Source organism: Maridesulfovibrio salexigens DSM 2638 (assembly GCF_000023445.1).
Taxonomy (GTDB): Bacteria; Desulfobacterota; Desulfovibrionia; order Desulfovibrionales; family Desulfovibrionaceae; genus Maridesulfovibrio; species Maridesulfovibrio salexigens.
In genome coordinates this window covers 3880440-3901186 of the sequence record NC_012881.1, presented here as the reverse complement: position 1 = coordinate 3901186, position 20747 = coordinate 3880440, and the positions used below count along the sequence as shown (strand labels likewise).

17 protein-coding genes are annotated in these 20747 nt (G+C 45.3%); 10 read left to right on the top strand and 7 right to left on the bottom strand.

Features of this window, described 5'->3' with window-relative positions:
- Positions 1-15: 15 nt before the first annotated feature.
- Positions 16-618, top strand: coding sequence for a signal peptidase I (lepB, locus tag DESAL_RS17795; RefSeq protein WP_015853353.1), 603 nt, complete (start codon positions 16-18; stop codon positions 616-618).
- Between the two features lie 88 nt (positions 619-706).
- Here lepB and DESAL_RS17790 read toward each other — a convergent pair whose 3' ends face one another.
- Entirely contained in the window at positions 707-2587 is a 1881-nt protein-coding gene (locus DESAL_RS17790; protein WP_015853352.1) for a KAP P-loop domain-containing protein, read from the bottom strand.
- A 241-nt stretch (positions 2588-2828) separates the two neighbouring features.
- Here DESAL_RS17790 and DESAL_RS19915 point away from each other — a divergent pair, with 241 nt between their 5' ends.
- From DESAL_RS19915 to DESAL_RS17770, 4 genes are all read left to right on the top strand, one after another.
- Positions 2829-5105 (top strand): ATP-binding protein, encoded by a 2277-nt coding sequence (locus DESAL_RS19915; RefSeq protein ID WP_015853351.1) that lies wholly within the window; start codon positions 2829-2831, stop codon positions 5103-5105.
- 96 nt (positions 5106-5201) lie between these two features.
- Positions 5202-6302 carry a tetratricopeptide repeat protein gene (locus tag DESAL_RS17780; RefSeq protein WP_015853350.1) on the top strand — a complete coding sequence of 367 codons (1101 nt, stop codon included), beginning with the start codon at positions 5202-5204 and terminating at the stop codon, positions 6300-6302.
- Positions 6303-6344: 42 nt separating this feature from the next.
- On the top strand, positions 6345-7241 hold the full coding sequence (locus DESAL_RS17775) for a radical SAM/SPASM domain-containing protein (protein WP_015853349.1): 897 nt from the start codon (positions 6345-6347) through the stop codon (positions 7239-7241).
- Between the two features lie 93 nt (positions 7242-7334).
- Complete coding sequence (locus tag DESAL_RS17770) at positions 7335-8339, top strand: hypothetical protein (protein ID WP_015853348.1); 1005 nt, start codon at positions 7335-7337, stop codon at positions 8337-8339.
- A gap of 14 nt (positions 8340-8353) precedes the next feature.
- On the opposite strand, the gene DESAL_RS17765 is transcribed toward DESAL_RS17770, so the two are convergent.
- On the bottom strand, positions 8354-8722 hold the full coding sequence (locus DESAL_RS17765) for a cupin domain-containing protein (RefSeq protein WP_015853347.1): 369 nt from the start codon (positions 8720-8722) through the stop codon (positions 8354-8356).
- A gap of 159 nt (positions 8723-8881) precedes the next feature.
- Here DESAL_RS17765 and DESAL_RS17760 point away from each other — a divergent pair, with 159 nt between their 5' ends.
- From DESAL_RS17760 to DESAL_RS17745, 4 genes are all read left to right on the top strand, one after another.
- Complete coding sequence (locus DESAL_RS17760; protein ID WP_015853346.1) at positions 8882-11542, top strand: cobyric acid synthase; 2661 nt, start codon at positions 8882-8884, stop codon at positions 11540-11542.
- A 74-nt stretch (positions 11543-11616) separates the two neighbouring features.
- On the top strand, positions 11617-12045 hold the full coding sequence (locus tag DESAL_RS19910) for a bacteriohemerythrin (protein ID WP_015853345.1): 429 nt from the start codon (positions 11617-11619) through the stop codon (positions 12043-12045).
- Between the two features lie 141 nt (positions 12046-12186).
- Positions 12187-13713 (top strand): YifB family Mg chelatase-like AAA ATPase, encoded by a 1527-nt coding sequence (locus tag DESAL_RS17750; RefSeq protein WP_015853344.1) that lies wholly within the window; start codon positions 12187-12189, stop codon positions 13711-13713.
- 133 nt (positions 13714-13846) lie between these two features.
- A complete protein-coding gene (locus tag DESAL_RS17745) occupies positions 13847-14614 on the top strand; it encodes a class I SAM-dependent methyltransferase (protein ID WP_015853343.1) in 768 nt (255 codons plus the stop codon).
- A gap of 92 nt (positions 14615-14706) precedes the next feature.
- On the opposite strand, the gene DESAL_RS17740 is transcribed toward DESAL_RS17745, so the two are convergent.
- The 5 genes from DESAL_RS17740 to DESAL_RS17720 form a co-directional block, all read right to left on the bottom strand.
- Positions 14707-15189 (bottom strand): methyltransferase family protein, encoded by a 483-nt coding sequence (locus DESAL_RS17740; RefSeq protein WP_015853342.1) that lies wholly within the window; start codon positions 15187-15189, stop codon positions 14707-14709.
- A gap of 123 nt (positions 15190-15312) precedes the next feature.
- Positions 15313-15918, bottom strand: a complete 606-nt coding sequence (locus tag DESAL_RS19905; protein WP_015853341.1) for a TetR/AcrR family transcriptional regulator — start codon at positions 15916-15918, stop codon at positions 15313-15315.
- Between the two features lie 156 nt (positions 15919-16074).
- The gene (locus DESAL_RS17730) at positions 16075-16290 is read right to left on the bottom strand and encodes a DUF4911 domain-containing protein (RefSeq protein ID WP_245543759.1); all 216 of its coding nucleotides are present in this window, start codon (positions 16288-16290) and stop codon (positions 16075-16077) included.
- A gap of 280 nt (positions 16291-16570) precedes the next feature.
- The gene (locus DESAL_RS17725; protein ID WP_015853339.1) at positions 16571-17647 is read right to left on the bottom strand and encodes a M24 family metallopeptidase; all 1077 of its coding nucleotides are present in this window, start codon (positions 17645-17647) and stop codon (positions 16571-16573) included.
- Between the two features lie 4 nt (positions 17648-17651).
- The gene (locus tag DESAL_RS17720; RefSeq protein ID WP_015853338.1) at positions 17652-19004 is read right to left on the bottom strand and encodes a protoporphyrinogen/coproporphyrinogen oxidase; all 1353 of its coding nucleotides are present in this window, start codon (positions 19002-19004) and stop codon (positions 17652-17654) included.
- 310 nt (positions 19005-19314) lie between these two features.
- On the opposite strand from DESAL_RS17720, the gene DESAL_RS17715 reads away from it, so the two are divergent.
- Positions 19315-20133 (top strand): PstS family phosphate ABC transporter substrate-binding protein, encoded by an 819-nt coding sequence (locus DESAL_RS17715; RefSeq protein WP_015853337.1) that lies wholly within the window; start codon positions 19315-19317, stop codon positions 20131-20133.
- Positions 20134-20747: the final 614 nt, after the last annotated feature.

Here is a 20747-nt window from a genome sequence, read left to right as displayed (position 1 = left end):
ATAAGGATATTAATTATGAATCCCAGATGGCAGAGCACTGTGAAGGAATATGTTGAAGCTCTTTTTATCGCACTCATATTGGCTCTTTTTATCCGAACCTTTATCGTGCAGGCCTTCAAGATTCCGTCCGGTTCCATGTTGCAGACTCTCCAGATCGGAGACCATCTGCTGGTAAGCAAATTTTCCTACGGCGTGAAAGTTCCCTTTACCGGGAAGGTTGTCGTGCCGGTGGGCGATCCCGAGTATCAGGACATCATTGTCTTCAAATACCCCGGGGACCCCAGCAAGGATTACATTAAAAGGGTTATCGGCGTACCCGGTGATACTGTGGAGATCAAGAACAAGAAGGTCTTCGTTAACGGTAAGGAGCTTGTTGAGCCTTACGTGCAGTACACCGATACCACCCACGTTTCAACACTGCGCGACAATATGCCGCCCCGGGTAATTCCCGAAAACGAATACTTCGTAATGGGCGACAACCGCGATGGATCCAACGATTCCAGATTCTGGGGCAACGTTCCCAGAGAGAACATCTTAGGAAAGGCGTGGATTATCTACTGGTCTTGGGGCGGTCCCAAGACCGTTCGCTGGGATCGCATTGGTGACATCCTGCACTAAGCGCACACAGTTGAAATCTGGATACATGAAAGCCCCGGTACATTTGTTCCGGGGCTTTAGTTTTTTTGGGATTCTGGATTGTTGGAGTCTACTCTATTTTATTTGTGGTTTCGTTTAGTCTTTTTAGAATATTATCAAGTGTTTTAGAAAAATCTTTTAAATGAATATGAGCTATTTTACCTCTACATTTAGTCGCTTTCGTTTTTATCTTGTTGTTAAGTTTGGTAAGCCATGTTGTTTCAGTATATAGTTCTGTGACGTTTTCTACGTTGTAACGGGTGTAGAATGCTTTTACAATCTGTGGTTTTTCAATGTTTTTTAATTTACAAAATTTATTTATAAAGTCGTCAATGTTGACGTGCTGTAGTGTTTTGTCTCTTTGCATTGAAATTGCAACATCATCACATGCTATTTGCCTACAGAAAAGAGCTCTATCTCTTGAGAGGGTCCTTAGTAAGTGCTCTGCTTTTTTATCATAGAAACTGTCTATGTTCTCTTGTCTTAAATCGCTGATAAGATGAGTTAATTTTTTGAACTTTGGGTCGTCGTGATTTTGGAATGCGTAATTGTCATATTCTTCGAATTCTTTGATGAATTGGTAACTGTCAAAGATGCTAGTAGGAGTGGGTAAGACATATTCCGCAGCGATTTTTTGAATGTATTCTTTTGACAATTTGAATAGTTCATCCTCGCCGATCTGTGTGAAGCCTATTCGTGTTAAGTTTAAAAATATTCCGAAGGTATGTAGAAGTTCTTGGTGGTTTTCAAAGTCTTTAGCCTTAAATTTTACTTCACCCATCTTTAGCAGCTTGGCAAACTCCTCTTCTTCTAAGGTGTGGTATAAATATATTTTTTTCCATAAAGGGGTTTTGGCTCCATCAAAGTATGAAGAAGTTAAGCAATTTTTAATTATCTCATCGTTGCTAAGGTAATCTTCTGAAAGGAGAAGGTGTCTCCAAACACCAAATGGGACGCAGGGATCTATTGCATTGATTGATGAATATTTATGAAGTTTAATTTTAGTCTCCTCATTCCAATATTCATGTTTCATATCAGCAAACATTGGACCCATGTTGTCAATTTTAAAATTTTCATTTCTATTTTCAAGACTATATATAATGAATAAGGCAAGTATATGTGATTGAAATTCAGTGTTGTGTTTAATTCTTTCGTTTTTGCATAGAGTGTTCATTAAACGGGTGTATCCCCACAGGCTTCGCTTTATGTCTCTAAGATTTTTATGCTCTGATTCGCAAAAAATTTTCTCTATTACTCTTATATTGTTTTCACAGATTACTTTACTTTGTGAATCTTCAATTTCATTGATGAAATATTTAATGGCTTCAGAATGAGAGGAGATGATATAAAATGTAGTGCCGATTAATTTTTCTATAATTTCTTGGTATTTGTACGTTGAATTGGGGTTTTCATCTTTATCAAATTTAGTTCTTAATGCTTCTTCATTGCATAATAGCACCGCTTTATAATTTTGAATCTCAACAAAGTTATTAATATACCCCAGCAATTCAATCGTATTAATCGATGTCCGTTCCACATCATCAAATATCAAAATAAGATTATCTAAACTTAGATCTTTGCTGCTGAATGCTCCTTCCATTTCTTTCAAATCAAATTGCAAATCATTTTGTTTATCACCATCCAAATCAATTTTCAGAAAACCTCGTATAAATCCCTTGGCAACGGCCTTACCAATAACCATGGGCTTGGAAGACAAAACAGGAAAAGCTTGCCGAAAAATTTCGTTATCTATGTCTTCTGTTGTCTTCAGGCCGTACAGACTGACGTGAACGAATTTGATTTCGTCTTCCGGCTGTTCGTAGTTATCTACATAGTCTTTGATAAACCACGTTTTCCCTGAACCCCACGCTCCATTAATCATGACTGCATGTTCGGGATTTTTCGATTGTATGTAGTAGTCCAAATATTCTTTGATATGTTGGTTCGGCATGCTAGACCTCCGTCTTTATATTTATTTTGCATTTCAGGTAACATACGGAGACTCTATTCTTCAAGGAAGTGTGTGCGCACACAGTTGAAATCTGGATACATGAAAGCCCCGGTACGTTTGTACCGGGGCTTTAGTTTTTTTGGAAAGACCGTTTGCATTTGGGGAGGGTAAAAAGGATGGCATATTATGTTATAGTTGAAATAGTCGACTGAAGGGTGATAGGATTTCTTTTGGAGGGTTCATGTTGTTTCTATTTCGCTTAATCTTAGCGGCCATTTGCGGTGCTGCAGTCTTATGTCTGCTTTCCGCTACCCATAAGTATTTAATGGGTTGGCCTTTAGTACCGCAGTCCTTTTTGGTTCCATTGATTTTTGGAGCTATGACGGGGTGTGCTTTCTATTCTTATACTTTGTTTCTTCATAAGCAGCGAAAGGTAAAGGAAATTCTAGAAGCACGTGATGTTCAGCTGCAAACCGTTTTGTCTGCAGCCCCCATAGGGATAGGGGTCGTTGTTGATCGTATTTTTCAGGAAGTGAATGACTTCTTATGCGAAATGACAGGTTATTCCAGAGAAGAATTGATCGGGAAATCCTCACGTGTTGTTTATCCCAGCGATGCTGATTTTGATTTAGTCAGTAAATATAAATATGCCCAGATAAGAGAGAAAGGGATCGGTTCAGTTGAGACTAGATTCCAACGAAAAGACGGTAAAATCATACATGTCATTTTGAGTTCAAAACCTCTGGACTGCAATGACTGGTCAAAAGGAGTCTCTTTTACCGTACTTAATATTACTAAAAGGAAAGAAGCTGAAAATTTACTTTCCAGACGTATCGTTTTTGAAAATCTGGTCAGTAATGTTGCCTCTGATTTTCTAAATTTATCTGTGGGAGATATCGATAGAGGGCTCACAGAGGCTTTAAAAAAGATATGCCTTTTTACCGGAGTGGGTAGAGCCTATATATTTCTTATGCGGGGCAACAGTTCTATTTGCGATAATACCCATGAGTGGTGCGCAGAAAACATAGAACCGCAAATTCAGGAATTACAGAATATAGATTTAGTAGAGTCCGGTTCCCTTCTTTGGGAAACTCTTTGTAAAAGAGAATCTTATTACATCCCCGATGTATCAGCGCTCCCTGATGACTTACCGGATAAAGCTATCCTCCAAGTTCAAGATATATGGTCTGTGCTTATTGAACCCATCTATTTCTATGATCAGCTTGTCGGGTTTGTCGGCTTTGATTCAGTGCTTGAGCATCGGAAGTGGTCCGAAGAGGATATTGATATCCTTTCTTTGTTCAGTAAAAACGTTGCCTTGGTTCTGGAACGTAAAAAATCAGAGGAAAGACTCATTGCAGCCAAGCTGGAAGCTGAATCAGCAAATATTGCAAAGTCGGAGTTTCTGGCAAATATGTCTCATGAAATCCGAACTCCCTTAAATGGAATTATGGGCATGCTGCAATTGATGCGCATGGGCGAAATGAATCAGAAGCAGGAAGAGCAATGCGGATTCGCAATGGAATCTTGTAAGCGCTTAAATAAACTTTTGGGCGACATACTTGATATTACAAGAATTGAATCCGGGCATTTGCAAATAGTTGATGCTGAATTTGATCTACATAATGCTTTGAATTCTGTTCAGGCACTTTTTAAGCCGGCAGCCATCCAGAAAAATATTGATCTGCGTGTTGAGATTGCAGGGAATGTTCCGAAAACAATGATTGGCGATATTAATCGTCTGCATCAGATATTTAATAATTTGATTGGTAATGCTTTGAAGTTCACCGATTCAGGGTTCGTTTTAGTGGAAGCATATCTTCTGGATCGTAATCAGAATGGTAGTTATCACATTTTGTTTTCTGTTTCGGATTCAGGAATCGGGATTGAGGACAGTAAGCTCGATTCAATTTTTAATTCATTTACTCAGATAGAGACCAGCAGAACTCGAAATTATGAGGGAGCAGGTTTAGGCCTTGCTATTGTAAAGCAGCTTTTGGAATTGATGGGTGGAACTCTTTCCATAAGCAGTGAGATTAATGTTGGAACATCGATTTGTTTTTCTTTGGATTTTGAAGCTGCTGAGCAACGTTCCGTTGCAGATGAAAAACTTCCTCTTTGGGATAAAAATTCTATTAAGGAATTTGAGGTTCTTGTTGCCGAAGATGAAAAGGTAAACCTGCTTACGCTTAAGAGTTTTCTGGAGCAATATGGATGTAATGTCTCTGTTGCTAGTGACGGCTGTGAAGTTATAAATATTCTGGGTGCTGGGGAAATAAAGTTTGATTTGATTTTTCTGGATATCCAGATGCCGAAAATGGGTGGGCTTGAAGCCGCTCACCGGATCCGTGGCGGAGAGGGTGGAGAGGCTGCTAAAGAGATTCCAATCATAGCATGCACCGCATACGCCATGGCAGGGGATAAAGAAGATTTTCTTGCTTCGGGTATAAATGACTATTTGTCCAAACCCACACAGATTGGTGATGTTGAGAAGCTTCTGATTAAATATTCAAGATAAAGATAAGATGGTTTTATCCAACTCCCATTGACTACCTTCCCTGCTCTGGTATTATTTAAGGTAATAAATAATCCCGCGCCGCAGGAGGGTGGCAATATGAAACTATTCACTGACAGAAAATTGATACTTGCCTTGTGCCTTGCAGTAATGGGAATTCTCTGTGCCGGCGTAATGAATGTATTTGCTTCCGCAGCAGCAGATTCAGACAAATGGTGGGAGGCTATTACTCCGGAAGGCAAGCTTATAATTATTGCTTTTGCTGTTGCAGGCATTGCTGTGGTTATCGTGTATTTTTCTGTCTTGAAGCCCAAGATGCCCGGTAGCGGTAAGTCCGATTTTACTCTTAAAAAATACGAAGAAGACCTGCGTGATAAGGTGGCGGAATTAAAAGTTGATTTGCAGTTGCTTCGTGATGCCGATTCACCGGAATCCCGTAAAATATCCGCAGCTCTTAAAGAAGCAGAGCAGAGGTTGCTTTTTGTCGAGACAGGGTATGCTGATTCGCTAAAAGCAATTACCGGTCTTGCTGAAGAACTGGAGATTTTGCGCGGATGGGTATCTGAAACTGAGATCGAATCCGCCGAATCCATGCTCGCTTCAGGGGATAGTGCAGAGGCGCGCTCCATCTGGACCAGAATTGCAGAAGAGTCCGGCGTAAAGCGGAAAGCTTATGCAAGGCGTGAAGCTGATGCTTATTTTCATCTGGGGTTGCTGGCTAAGAATGATCTTGATTACGATGCAGCTATGGATGCTCTGGTTAAGGGGATCGAGACCGGTAAGGCCGGGGTCGTTCACATCTATGAAGCTGGCCAGCTTGCTCTGATCATTGAAGACTATTGGCAGGCAGAAGCCTTGTTCAAGCAGGGCTTGGGTATGGCTTGCGACACTCATGAGTGTACCCGGAGTATTATTAGTAAATGCCAGACCGGATTGGGCGATGTCTTCATGCATTCCAACAAATTTAATGAGGCCCTGCCCCTCTATGAATCCGCGCTAGCGGCGGCGGTATCCATTTATGGAGAAGAGTCTGTTCCTGTTGCTGATGGCTGCACCCGTGTGGCCCAGTGTAAGCGGAAAACAGGAGCCCATGAAGAAGCTGCCGAGCTGTGCCGCAGAGCGTTTAGCATTTACTCCAAGCTGTTACCGGACGCTCATCCCAAGTTCATTACTGCCCGTAGGCGCTGTAAGGTCGAATAAAAAACTTCTAAAGTTACGCATGTTAGTATAATACGTCTGGTTATGTTATATGCTGAATTGATTACAATGTTTAATTTGGAGTTTAATTCTTCCTGTAACCTGCGTTGCAAGTGGTGTGCGTTGGACCATGGGAAGGAACGGAAGATCATGCCTCGCGAAGTGCTTGAAAAGGTCATGCAGGAGCTGGGCTCAGGGGTTTTCAAGAATTTGCGGCGTATCGACCTGCATAATGGCGGTGAAACCCTTCTGCATCCCGATTTACCGGGGATGCTTTCCGTAATCCGCCGTCACCGCCCTTCCATCCCTTCGTCGGTAACCATCGGTCTCTTGACCAACGGCATGCTGCTTACTCCCAAAGTTTCCGAACAAATCTGCCGTAGCAGGGCGGTTACACAGGTCCGTTTCAGTATTGACGGTGGTTCTCCTGCTGCATTTGAATCAATTCGCAAAGGAGCAAAGTGGGAAGTTGTTCGGCGAAATGTTGAGGCTTTTATGGAGATCAATCGCCGCGCCAAGGAACCTGTGCAGACTGAGATAATTTGTATGATCCCGGCAGAAGGTCTTCCCGATGGCGGAATGGCCCCGGAATTTGCTGCACTCCTTCAATTGGCGGATAAGGTCAGCGTGCGTAATCCGCATAATTGGGACGGCAGTGTCGATCTCGGCGTTGATGACAGCGGCTATCAGGTGATTGCCGAGCAGCGTGTAGGCGAGGTCTGCTTCCTGCTGCAAAAGAATCTGGTCGTCCTGCCCGAGGGCAAAGTCACGGTCTGCTGCAATGATCTCAACGAGCGAGGCGTATTCGGCTCTGTGCTGGAAAGCACCCTAGAAGAACTTGCCGCTCATCCCACCCGTCTGGAAATGATCCGGGCATTCAAGGAAGGGCGTAAGGATGAGCTGGAGTTGTGTAAGGGGTGTACGGGATTTTATGCTCCCTAAACCTAAAGTAAAATAATGTTACCTCAGTATCCATACATAACAAGATTTGCTGCAATCTCCGGCGGACACGGCGGGAACAGACGGACAAGGCAGATGGCTTCTGTTTTTGCAGATATTGGAGTTGAGCTTGCCGATCTTTCTTTTTATGCGCATAGTCCGGCAACTGAACTGACTTCTGCATTGTTCTCTACTGATCAGGATTTTGATTCGCTTTATGGTTTTAATGGACACATTGCCTCACAGCTAGGCTTGGATAAGTCTCTATCTAAAGCAGTGGAAGGAGCTGATATCAAAGGGGCAGTTATAGATGACCCTGTCTTTTTTCCACTAACAGTAAAGGCCCTTGCGAAAAGGGATATCCCAGTGGTCTCAGTCATACACAATATTGAGTCCTTTCTACCACGTTCTCTGCAAGTCGAAGCGCAATGGGATTTGTTGCATGAGGAAGTGAATGTTGTGGCAAGCTCTGCTTTGTGTGTGACCATTGCCCGTGAGGATGCATGGTTGCTTAGGAATATGGGAGCGCAATGCTATAATTATCCGTATTTCCCATCTGAAGACAACGAAACTCAATTGGCAAAAATTCGTATTGCCCGACGCAAATCAAAGAAAAGCTATTGCCTTTGTATGGGGACTGCCTACAACCCTCCTACATTATTTGGAATGAAAAAACTTGTAGATAATTGGACAGCAATTACCGGGGGAAGTCAGCCTCTTGTGCTGGTTGGGTTTGGTGTGGAACGTTTTTTTGGTCGGGAAAATGTGCCAGAAACCGTTAATGTTGTTGGGGGAGTCGATGACTCCGGATTAGAAGCTCTTTTGACTGAGTGCAGTGCCTGTGTGTTGCATCAGGATGTCGGAGCTGGGGCCTTAACCAAAATTCCCGAATTATTGCGTGCCGGAATTCCTGTCGTTTCAAGTCAACATGCCGCTAGAAGTTACGGGGGACGTGATGGGGTCTATGAGTACCAGGGGCTGACGGAGATTCCGCGATTATTGATGCAGGTCGTGCAAAGAGAATGTCCTCCGCCATCACTAATCAAAACTGATAGTAATCAGCTGCTGAACCAAGTGGCTGGAGTGTTTAAGCTTAAGTAGTTTTTTTATGCCCCTTAAATCCAAACATCATTCTCAGCAGTAAGTTTCCCGCCATCAGCATCGCCGGTGTTCACAACTCCGCGCGGCTCAATGAGCATGACCTTGCATTCTTTTTCAGCAACAGGTTTGTGTTCTACCCCTTTGGGGATCACGTACATTTCTCCGGCATTAAGGGTTACTTTTCCATCCCGGAAGAGGATATCCAGTTCTCCTTCGATGACCATGAATGTTTCATCCGTATCTTTGTGGTCGTGCCAGACGAATTCCCCTTTCAGCTTGGCCAGTTTGAACTGGTAATCGTTCATTTCCGCAATTACGCGTGGAGACCAATGTTCTTGGAATTTCGAAAGTTTATCCTTGAAATTGATGGCTTGATACTTCATGGTGTCTCTCCCTATTTGGACCGATGTGTTTGATTTTTCTTGATGTTATACGGCTTTATTTTGTTTCGCCAGTGTGAAATTTAAAGTCTTATTTGAATCCGGTTACATTTCCAGTTATAACTTGAATATAAAATTTCCTTCATCCAACGGAGAGAGCGTATGAAGTCTTTTAACGATCAGTCTTTAAAAGAACAACTTGCTGAAATTGAAGCTGAAAAAAGGAAATATTCCCACGGCGGTAATTTGCGCCAATTAGCGGATCGGGCTGGGTGTCCTTCTTCCGATATTGTGGATTTTTCGGCCAATATCAATCCGCTGGGACCTCCAGCGTGGTTGCAGCAGGAAGTTAGCAGGGCTCTTGCCGAAGTGGATCGTTATCCTGACCCTGAATGTACTGAGCTTACCCTTGCGGCTTGCGAGAAGTTTTCGGTCTGGCCCACGGAGTGCGTGGCCGGGAACGGTGCTTCAGAATTGATCTCGGCCATTGCGCGGGTGGGCGGATTCAAGCGGGCTGTTATCCCGGTTCCCTGTTATGTGGATTATGAGCGTTCCTGCAAGATTGCCGGATTGAAGACCGAGCATATTCCTCTTGATCCGCAAAAAGCCTTTTCCCCCGATTTTGATACCCTTTCATCTTTTCTCGCTGCTTCTCCGGCCTTAGTTTTTCTGGCGCAGCCGAATAACCCCACCGGTACAGCCTTTGATCCTGAAGAACTCAAGGTGCTGGCCCGCAAGCACCCTGAGTCCCGGTTTGTGATTGATGAATCTTTTGCCGATTTTGTTCCGGGATTACAGCGTTTGGCCGGACAACGTCCTCCCAACGTAATCACCGTTGTTTCCATGACCAAATTTTACGCTATCCCCGGTTTGCGGCTGGGGCTGGCATTTGCATCGCCTGATATCATCATGGAGATCAAAAATGTGCTGCCTTGCTGGTCTGTGAATATCTTGGCTCAGAAGGTCGGGCTGCGTTGCCTACGCGATGAGGAATACGAGCGCAAAACCATTGAGACTACGGTCCGTTTGCGTGAAGAGCTGGCGCAGGGAATTCTGGAAGTTCCCGGTATTCGTGCTTTGCCGTCGCAAGCCAATTTCATGCTTTGTCAGGTGCAACGGGTAGGCATGGATGCTTCCGGGCTCATCGAGCATCTGATCAAGAATCGTGTGGCGGTTCGCCATTGCGATAACTTTGATGGATTGGATTCCACTTATTTCCGTATTGCTGTGCGTACTGAGGAAGAGAATCGGGTCCTTCTTGACGGATTGCGTTCTTTCTCCGGTATGGAAGTTGCCGCTCCCAAGCCCAGAAAAACTCCGGCTCTGATGATTCAGGGCACCTGTTCCAATGCCGGTAAATCAATTCTTGCTGCGGCCTTCTGTCGTATCTTTTTGCAAGATGGCTTTAAAGTAGCTCCGTTTAAAGCTCAGAACATGTCACTTAATTCTTTCGTTACTGATGACGGTCTGGAAATGGGCAGGGCGCAGGTCACTCAGGCTGCGGCCTGTAAGATGTCGCCGGATGTACGTATGAATCCGGTCCTCCTTAAACCGGGGAGTGACATAGGCTCGCAGGTAATTGTCATGGGCAAGCCCGTGGGCAATATGAAAGTTCAGAAGTATGTGGAGTACAAGCCGACCGCTTTTGAAGCGGTTAAGGATGCTTACGATTCTCTGAGCAGCGATGCTGACGTGATGGTTATTGAAGGCGCGGGAAGTCCTGCGGAGATCAACCTCAAGCAGCACGATATCGTTAACATGGCAATGGCTGATTATGCCGAAGCAAAGGTGATCATTACCGGTGATATTGACCGGGGCGGCGTCTTTGCCTCCCTCGCCGGAACCATGGATTTACTGGACCCGAAAGAAAGGGAACTGGTTTGCGGATTCCTGCTCAATAAATTTCGCGGGGACGCTTCGCTTTTGACCCCGGCACTTGATTTTACACTGAGCCATACCGGAAAGCCCGTACTCGGGACTATCCCATATATCGCCAACCTCGGTTTGCCGGATGAAGACTCTGTTTCATTCAAGGAAGATTTGAAAAAATCCGGTTCAGATAGCAAACGTAAAGACTGCGTTGACGTGGTCTGCATTGATCTGCCGCGCATTTCCAATTTTACTGATATTGATTCACTTAAGGGCGAGCCGGATGTTTCTTTGAGAGTGGTTGATAAACCTGAAGATCTCGGAACTCCTGACGCAATAATTCTTCCGGGGAGCAAATCCACCCTCACGGATCTTGCCCATCTGCGTGAATCCGGGCTGGCAGACGCTGTGAAAGAACTGCGTGATAAGGCGGTAATTGTGGGCATCTGCGGCGGTTTTCAGATGCTGGGGCAGTTTATCAGTGATCCGGATGAAATTGAATCCGGCGGTTCAGCTGAAGGGTTGGCACTGTTGCCTTTGCAGACCACCCTTGCCCCGGAAAAGACCCTGACCCGAACCGTGGGTATGCACTCCCAGAGCAAGCTGGAGGTTGTCGGTTATGAAATTCATCATGGTAAGACCGAGCCTCTCTTGCCCACAGTGCGGGCAGCTATTGTTCCGCAAGGTATTGCCGGAGGAGTTCCTATTTCCAAGGTTTTGGGATTCGGTTCCGAGTCCGGTTTGATTTGGGGAACTTATTTGCATGGTATTTTTGATGCTGATGAATTCAGGCGCTGGTTTGTAGATTCCCTTCGTGCCCGCAAAGGGCTGCCTAAGCTAGGCAAGGTGCAGTCTGTTTTCAATATGGAAGAGGGGCTTGATCGCCTTGCTTCCGTTGTCCGCGAGAATGTGGACATGAATGCAGTTTATGCTGCTCTTGGTTTTAAGGTGTAGATGTTTTCTTGCTGTTATCCGTTGAAATAATGTATGCTTCCGGTAAGATAATTTAATCTATATTTGGGGGACTCATGGGTAGGATTGAATGGAATAACAGTTTGAATATCGGGATAAAGGAAATAGACGAACAGCATCAAAATTTGGTGCAGATGATAAATGATATTCTTGAAGCCTTTGCCAAGGGCGAAACTGAATCTGCCGTTGACCGCATGCTAGGGCAGTTGCATGAATATACTGTTCTGCACTTCAATGCTGAAGAAAAGTATATGGAAAAGATTGAGTTTCCTTATCTTCAAAGTCATCGTCATGCCCATGCAAGGCTCAAGGGTTCTGTGAAATCATTACGGGCTGCCCGGTTCCATTATGAGGAAATTCCCCCTGAAGAAATAAAAGAGTTGTTGTCCAAGTGGCTGATAGATCACATCCTGCATGAAGATTATAAAATTGTGCAGTTTATTAAGCAGGGCGGCACCAAAGATTGGTCGGAGAACATTAAATAGAATCCCTTCATATATGATTTTAAATGCCTGTTCTGTTGTCTAGGTAGTGAACTTCCTTTGTTATCTTGCCTTGGGTCGATAAACCGGATATCTAAAAGCCGATTATTAATTTAGATACCAATTTTTACCGCTGGAAGTTCAATGATTGCGAAAGTTTCCTGTGCAGCCCTTATGGGTATTGATGCCTTTAAAGTTGATCTGGAAGTTGATTTGACCCGGCAGGGCATGCCTGCATTTACCATGGTCGGTCTGGCCGAGGGAGCGGTTAAGGAAAGTAAGGAACGTGTCTTTTCAGCTCTGAAGAATTCCGGATATCGCATTCCGCCATCACGCATTACCGTAAACCTTGCTCCTGCGGATATCCGTAAGGCTGGGTCAGCCTATGATTTGCCTCTGGCAACATCTTTGCTCGGTGCAGCTGGAGTAATTGACCAGTCTGCCTTGGAAGGTTGGTTTTTAGCCGGGGAACTTTCATTGAGCGGAGGAGTCAAACCTGTTCACGGTGTATTGCCGTTGGCTATCGAAGCAAGGCGTAAGGGTGCTAAGGGGCTGATTGTCAGTCCTGAGAACGTCAATGAAGCAGCAGTAGTAGAAGGTCTTTCTGTATACGGTGTCCCGACCCTTTCTCAACTGGTTAATTTCCTGATCGGTGAGGATCATCTTGAGCCTGCAACAGTAGATACAGACCTGCTTTGGTCGGGGCGGCAGTCCTTTGGGATGGATTTTTCAGAAGTCAAAGGACAGGAGCATGCTAAACGGGCTATTGAGATCGGTGCGGCAGGCAACCACAACCTGCTTTTCATCGGTCCTCCGGGCAGTGGCAAGACTATGCTGGCTCGGCGTATTCCTACAGTGCTTCCTCCGTTGGTTTTTGAGGAGGCATTGGAAGTAACCAAGATTTACAGTGTCTCTGGTCAGCTTGAACGCGATAAATCGCTCATGGTTACTCGGCCTTTCCGTGCTCCGCACCATACTATTTCTGATGCCGGACTGATCGGTGGCGGGGCTTATCCGAAGCCGGGAGAAGTTTCATTGGCGCATCGCGGTGTTCTTTTTCTGGATGAACTGCCGGAGTTTAAGAAAAACGTGCTCGAAGTTCTGCGCCAGCCTCTAGAGGGCGGCGAAGTGACCATCTCCCGTGCGGCCATGTCTCTTTCCTATCCGGCTGATTTTATGCTTGTTGCCGCCATGAATCCTTGTCCTTGTGGATATTTCACAGATGAACGGCATGCCTGTACCTGTTCCGCACAGGCTGTTGCCCGTTATCGTTCCAAACTTTCTGGCCCCTTGCTCGACCGTATTGATTTGCAGATTGAGGTTCCAGCTGTTGAGTATAAGGATTTGCGGGATTCCTCCGGCCTTGATTCCGCGTCCATGCGAGCTAATATTGAGCGGGTGCGGGAAATTCAGGCAGATCGGTATAAAGATATGAACATTCTGACCAATAGCGAGCTGTCCGGTTCATCACTGGAAAAATTTTGTAAACTCAGTGAGGCTGAACACAGTTTTCTGGAGCAGGCTGTGCGCAGTCTCGGACTTTCCGCTCGTGCCTACACCCGTATTCTGCGTATCTCACGGACCATCGCCGATCTTGCAGGAGCGGACATGATTCAGGTGCAACATTTAGCTGAGGCTATCAATTACCGCAGTATGGATAGACAGGGCTGATTTCTTACGTAATCAGTGCTTTTCTATGACTGTGATAATGTCGTATTTGATGCTTGATTGCCACATTTCAGTAGTTGCCAAGTCCGGCTGGCTGTAATATTACCTACCTTACTGGTTCTTTCAGGGAGGGGTAATGAAGCCGGTAATGAATGCCTTTACCAAGCAGCAAGAGCTTTGGGATCAAATCTTTACAGAGTCCGAAAGTTATTTTGGTGAACAACCCAGTCTTCTAGCGCAGAAGTCGCTGGAGTTGTTTCGGGAAAATAACGTTTGTTCCGTATTGGAGTCCGGTTGTGGGCAGGGGCGTGATACGTTTTTGTTTGCCCAAGACGGTATCAAGGTTACAGCCCTTGACTATTCCACCCGGGCCGTTGATGAAATTTCTGCCAAAGCTACTTCCTCTTCCCTCTCTTCTTATATTGATTCCCGTTGCTTCGATATCCGCAAACCGCTTCCTTTTGAATCTGAATCCTTTGATGCCTGTTACTCTCATATGCTGCTGTGCATGGAGCTGACTATGGCTGAGATTTCTTGTGCTTTGAGTGAGTTACACAGGGTTTTGAAGCCCGGTGGACTGGCTGTTTATTCTGTGCGCTCAATTTTTGACCGCCATTATCGAGCTGGTGATCATCTGGGTGAGAATTTGTATGAAGTAGGTAAGTTCGCGGTTCATTTTTTCAGCGAGGACAAGCTTCGTGGATTGGCCAGCGGTTTTAAAATCAAATCCATTGAACGTATTGAAGAGGGTGCGCTTCCCAGAGATCTTTTTTGCATTGTGATGGAGAAATGTTCCACACGTTATGCGCCGACCTTTGAGTCCTGTTCCGGTGGAAATCGTCAAACGGACAAAGTCCCATTTGCCCGCAACCGGGCACATTATCACTGCCCCGGTGGAACATGATAGCTTTTCTACGCTTCAGTTGAGGCGTCCGAAATAAAAAAAGTCTGACCAATTCTGGTCAGACTTTTTTTATTTCTATTTTCAGTGAAATACTAGAGCAGTTCTTTCAGGTTGGGAACAATGGAAGGAACCTGTTTTTTATAGTCCAGATATTCCTTCCCGAAAAGTTCTTCCAGCACAGCTTCTTCTTCCGGGATGTGGTGCAGGAACTTGTAATAAGCTACAAAGCACATTCCAAATAGCAACCAAGCCTGAGTCGCAATGGCACTTCCGGTGAAGATGAATGCGATCCAGGCAAAATAGAGCGGGTTACGCACTATGGCGAAAGTTCCGGTTGTTTCCAGACGTTCTTCAGCAATGGCTTTTTTTACTGTAACTCCGGAAATGAAGAGAAAAGCTATGCCGATTCCAAGCAGCATGCCGCCCAGAATATTGAATGCCGAACTGGGCAGGAAAGTCATCAAGAAAATTTTGGGAAAGATCAGTGTGATGATCAAGGATGCAAGGCCGTAAATAATTGTAGGCTTGAAAATTTTCAGGCCGACTCCGAATACACTTTTATTGCGTTCTTCCATTATCTGCTCCACTCTTTTTCCAGTTGATATCAGCACCATTTTACTTGAACGTGAATAGAAATCCTCACAAGATCATAGTCTAACAGTTTAAAGAAAAGAGCAACAAAAACCATTTGTTGAGCACTATTCTTTTTCGAAAAGATATCTGTGACACATCTCGGTCAGTTCGTTAAAAGCTTTTTCCGTGTCCGGTTCTGCGGATTCAAGTATGCAGCGGTGCATTGTTTCTTCTATTGCCCCGCTGACAAGTCTGGCCCCTAAGTCTAGGTCCTTAATTCTGACTTTGTCCGGGCAATTTCCCAGTATTTGGGCCACCCCATTTTGTAGTGCCTGCACTATGTTGCGGTCCAGTTCGGCCATATGTGCTTCTCTGTTTTTCAGGGCCAGCATTTCACGGTGCAGTTCTGTTGACAGAGTATGTGCCTGTTTCGCGGTTTCCACTATATAAGCGGTGATTTCCCGTGAACCTTTCGAGTACGGAGCATTGTCTGCAAAATTGCCGTAAACGCCTTTTGTAATGCTGGCAGCATATGCCTCACTTACCTGATCCAGCAGGTCTTTTTTGTCTTTGAAGTAACTGTAGAAAGAGCCTACTGAAACTTTGGCTTCCTGTGCAATTTCTGTAGGCCCTGTTTTGTGGAATCCTTTTTCGGAGAACAGTTTCATCCCGGCAACAATGATTCGGCGTTTTTTATCCTGACTTCGTTTCTGGGTTGGTGTCCGGGGCATGTTATCTCCTGAGTTTTATAATTTAATTTTATGAATATAAATTCATGTTCATGTTGTCAATAAATATGAATTTAAATTCACGTTTGGAGATATTACCTGAAAATAAGAAAGCCCGGCACTGTTAAGCGCCAGGCTGAAAATGTTTGAGCAAATCAGTTATGCCGGATCAGATGGATTGGGCAGGAATTTGATGTCGATTTCCTGCTTGAGTCCATTCATGAATTCACGGAATTCCCTTTCCTGATGCGGGCTGTAGCGTAGCAGCAGAATTCCTTTGAAGCGGTCGGCAATGGTGAAAAGTGCTAGATTCTCCACGGCCTCCATGAGGAAACGAAAGATTGCAATATCAGAAGGTGCAATCTGAATATACATGCGGGAGGAATTCTCCGGCGGCGGTGGCAGGGGACGTGGACGAGGTTTTCTTTTTCTACGGGCCATATCTTTAAACTATATTTTGCCTCCGGCGGCCTTTCGGGGACCAAAGAACCCTTTGGAAAGGGGTCTCTGGACTCTCCTAAACTTTTTAGTAAGGCTTCGCCGTTTTGGTTAGTACAATTATACGTGTTTAGTATTAGTTAAAAAACTAAAATGTTTTGGGATTCTTAAACCCTTTTGGAAAAGGGTTTAAGGCCCCCGGCAGGGCGCCGAAGGCTTACAAAATCTTATATCCGTCTTCAGTAATCAAAACCATGTATTCCCAGCGGATACCGCCCCAATCGGAGTAGTAGAGACCGGGTTCCACAGTGATGACCATGCCCGGCTTAAGTTCACCGGAAGCAATGGGGCTTACGCTGGGCGGCTCATGTGTTTCAAGGCCGATACCGTGTCCGAGCGAATGGGTAAAGTACTTTTCCACTCCGTATTTTTCAAAAACAGCTTTGGCGGTGTGGTAGGCGTGCTGGATCGGTAGTCCGGGACGCAGCACTTTGATAGCTTCCATCTGTGCTTCCTGCACCTGATCGCGCACGGTGAGAAAACGGTCGGAAGGTTTGTCGCCTACCCAGAATGTACGGGTTTGGTCGGAGCAGTAATCTCCTACGCGGCCGCCCATATCGATAAGTACCAATGAACCGTCTTCAAGCTTGTCATTGCCGGGGATAGCGTGGGGCAGAGCTGCGTTGGGGCCGATACCGACAATGCTGGGGAAAGAAAGTTCGGAGGCACCGTTGTTACGGAAAAGCTGTTCCACGTCCCATGCTATTTCAGCCTCAGTGCGACCGGGAACAAGCTTAGGCTCAAGCAGTTCGTAAACCTTGTGGTTCAAAGCGCAGGATTCTTCCATGAGCTTGATTTCAGTTTCATCCTTGATCAGGCGAAGATCTTCCACCAACCCTGAAACAGGTTTGAGCTCACAGAAATCATTAAGTTTCTCATGCTCAAAAATATTGATAGATTTCGGATCGTAAGAAATTTTTTTGAAGCCGTTTAATTTGAAGAATTCACGCAGGGCATCGAATTTACGACCTGAATAAATGAAGATGTCATCTTCTTTCCAGACCTTGCGGGCCGCATCGTGGTAGCGGGGGTCGGTGAGCAGGAAATCCCGGCCTGCGGGATCAATGATCAGCCAGCCTGCTGTTTCATTGCACTGGGGATCGTGAAGTTCAAAGCCGCTGAGGTAGTAGCGGTTGGCTGCGAAGCTGACCAGAAGAGGGGGATGTCCGCGATCCTTAAGGCGTTTGCGAACATTCTCCCGCCGTTGTTCGTAAGTGGCGGTGGAAATTGTCATGTGCTTAACTGATCCTGTATGTGGTTTCCGGCTGCGCGTTAATCATTCGTTCAGCCCATTCTACTCCCTGCATTACAGAATGATCCATGTTAGAAACTTCGTACTTCCAGCCACCGAAACGGCCGCGGGAATAGATGTCCATGGATTCAAGGGCAGGCTGAAGAACTTTTAACGCTTCATCGCGTTGCAGGCAAGGGATGGGATAGCCGTAATCCACATTAATTGACCAGCGCGAAATGATGTCTTTGCGGTCTTCTTCTTTCAACATGGCAGTATTGACCAAGCCGTCTTCTACTTCTCTCATTATATTGTTCTTATCGATAACTTTGTCATTTGAATATGAAACTTCACACATGAGAGCCCGTCCTTTGCCGGGTTGCGGTGTGTTGTTTGGTGAGTAGTTATGGAAATTGGTAATCCTGTAAAACGGGTTGTCATTTTCAGGAAAGTACATCCAGCAGCGGGAATCCGGTTTGGAACTGGACAGTCCGATACCAGCAACAATCACGCTGTTGTGTTTAAGGGCCTGGGCTGCGTTGATGAGTTGTGTAGAAGGGGTAGCCAGCCAGCGTGAAGCGAGAATATCTATGGGACCGGTGTTGAGCAGGTGTTCATATTCATATGAATTACCTTTGGTGTCTGTAACAGTTTTAGCCTGCGGATCAATGACAGCCACATTGGTGTCATATTTAATATACTCGGAAACCGTTTCAGCCAGATTTTTAAAAATGGCTCCGGTTCCTCCTTTAAGGGGAAATTTGAATTTATTGTTCGGCCCCCATGAAAGCTGATCCTGCTCAAGAAGAATATTTTTGAGCACAGAACGAAGATCAACCACGCTTACCCGTTCACCAATCCATGAGAAGGACATGTTTTCGGGACGGGTGGCCCATACCTTATAATTGTATGGTTCCATGAAATGTTTGGCGATGCCCTTACCGAATATGGAATGAATCCATTCAAGAAAGTTGTTCGGCTTATCTTCTGAACGTTCTCCCGGCAGAAGCCCGCGCACGCATTCCCACTTTTCCTGATTGGGGAGGTAGCGAATATTGTTTTGGAAAGGGTAGGGAACCCAGCTTTGAAGAATACGGACCCATGATTCGCGTAAGTGCTCGATATATTCACCCTTAAGCACGTCTTCGATCATTTTGTCATAATAGTCGTAATGGGAAAACATCACATGCCCGCCAATGTCCCATGTAAATCCTTTGGAATCAGTAAAGCTGGAAGCCAGCCCTCCTGCCCAGGAATTTTTTTCCAGTACGAGGAATGATTTTTCACCAAGCTCAGAAAGCCGACGGGCCGCGCCAAGGCCGGTGGGACCCGCGCCGATTATGACATATCTGTATTTCATAGTGCTTACTCCGCAACATAGTATTCTTTGTTTCAAGTTATAGAAGCAATCCCTATGCCAGACATATTTAAGAGTTTTGTCCGGGGATATGTTTCAAAAAATATTAAAAATATATTTTAGTTAAGTGTCTGAATTTTAGCTCTTTTTGCAGTTTAGAGAGTGTTAAAGTTACACTGTAACGGATCTTCCTTTTATGCGTAACAGGTTTGTAACTAAATTCGGATAGACCATTGCACAACGCTAGAAAACGGACGCGGTAAAAATGAACTGAGTCTGAAATCAAAATTCCATTATTTGGAGGAAAACTAGAATGAAAAAAATTATTGCTCTCGTTGCTGTGATGGTAATGGCTTTTACAGGTTCTGCATTTGCAGGTTCTATTCAGGTTAAAGGTTCAACAACTGTTCTGCCGCTCATGCAGAAATCAGCTGAAGCCTTCATGAAGGCTAATCCTAATGTTTCAATCTCCATTTCCGGTGGCGGTTCTTCCAACGGTGCAAAAGCTCTCATCGATGGTACCACCGATATCGCTATGATGTCCCGCGACATGAAAGGCAGCGAAATCCAGAAAGCTACCGACAACGGTCGCAAGCCCTCCCAGTTTATAGTTGCACTTGACTGCATCGTTCCTGTTGTAAACCCCGGCAACCCCGTTTCCAAGCTTTCCAAGGATCAGCTCTGGGGTATTTACACCGGTAAAATCACCAACTGGAAAGAAGTTGGCGGCGAAGATGCTAAGATTGTTGTTATCTCCCGTGACACCTCCTCCGGTACCTATGACTGCTGGAAGAGCAAAGTCATGAAGCACGACGGTAAAAAACACCGCGTATTCCCCGGCGCTCTCCTTCAGGCTTCCAACGGTGCTGTTGCACAGGCTGTCTCCAAAAACAAAAAAGCCATCGGCTACGTTGGTCTTGCTTACCTGAACAAAGAGCTCAAAGGTGTTGTTGTTAACGGTGTTGGAGCTTCCGTTGCTACTGCTAAAGACGGTTCCTACCCCATCTCTCGTGGCCTGAACCTCTACACTCCCGGCGCACCCACTGGTGAATCCAAAGCTCTCATCGATTTCATGATGAGCCCTGCCGGTCAGAAGCTTGCAGCTGATACCGGCTTCATTCCCGTAAAATAATACAGGCTTTCCGGAAAAGCCGGGTCCGATAGAATAAGTACAAAGTCCGGGGGGATTTCAAAAGTCCCCCCGGAATTTCAAGTATCCAAGACTAACAATAAAACAATTTTTTATATCAGGGGAAAAGTTGTGATTACGTCCCGCAATATCTGTTTACTGCTCATTGTCCTCGCAGTTGTGGCCGGAGCCTATGCCTACAAGCTGGGTATACGCACTGAAGCCGAACAGATTTTTATTTCCTCCGCTGAGAAGGTGGCGCAGAGGGGAGACTATTCCATGAGTGCCGCTGGTGCGCTCAAGAAAGTCATGATGCTCTCAACTCATGAAGTTGCAGAGACCACAGAAGAAACCGGTCTGAGCAGAGCGGAAAAAGAACTCAGGATGAAAGAACTTAATTCTGAGTTGAACAGGGTCTACACCTATGTTCGTACTGATCCCGAAGTCATGGGTAAAAATAGGGCCGACCTTGAAACTATGACAAGTATCAAAGCCAGTGCAGAGAATATGGTTTCATCCCGATCGACAGGTTGGTATGTTCTTTGTGGAGTTCTTACGCTTCTGGGTATAGTTATTTTCGCCCTTTCAAATCTTTCTCTCAGTAGGCGCACAGTTGA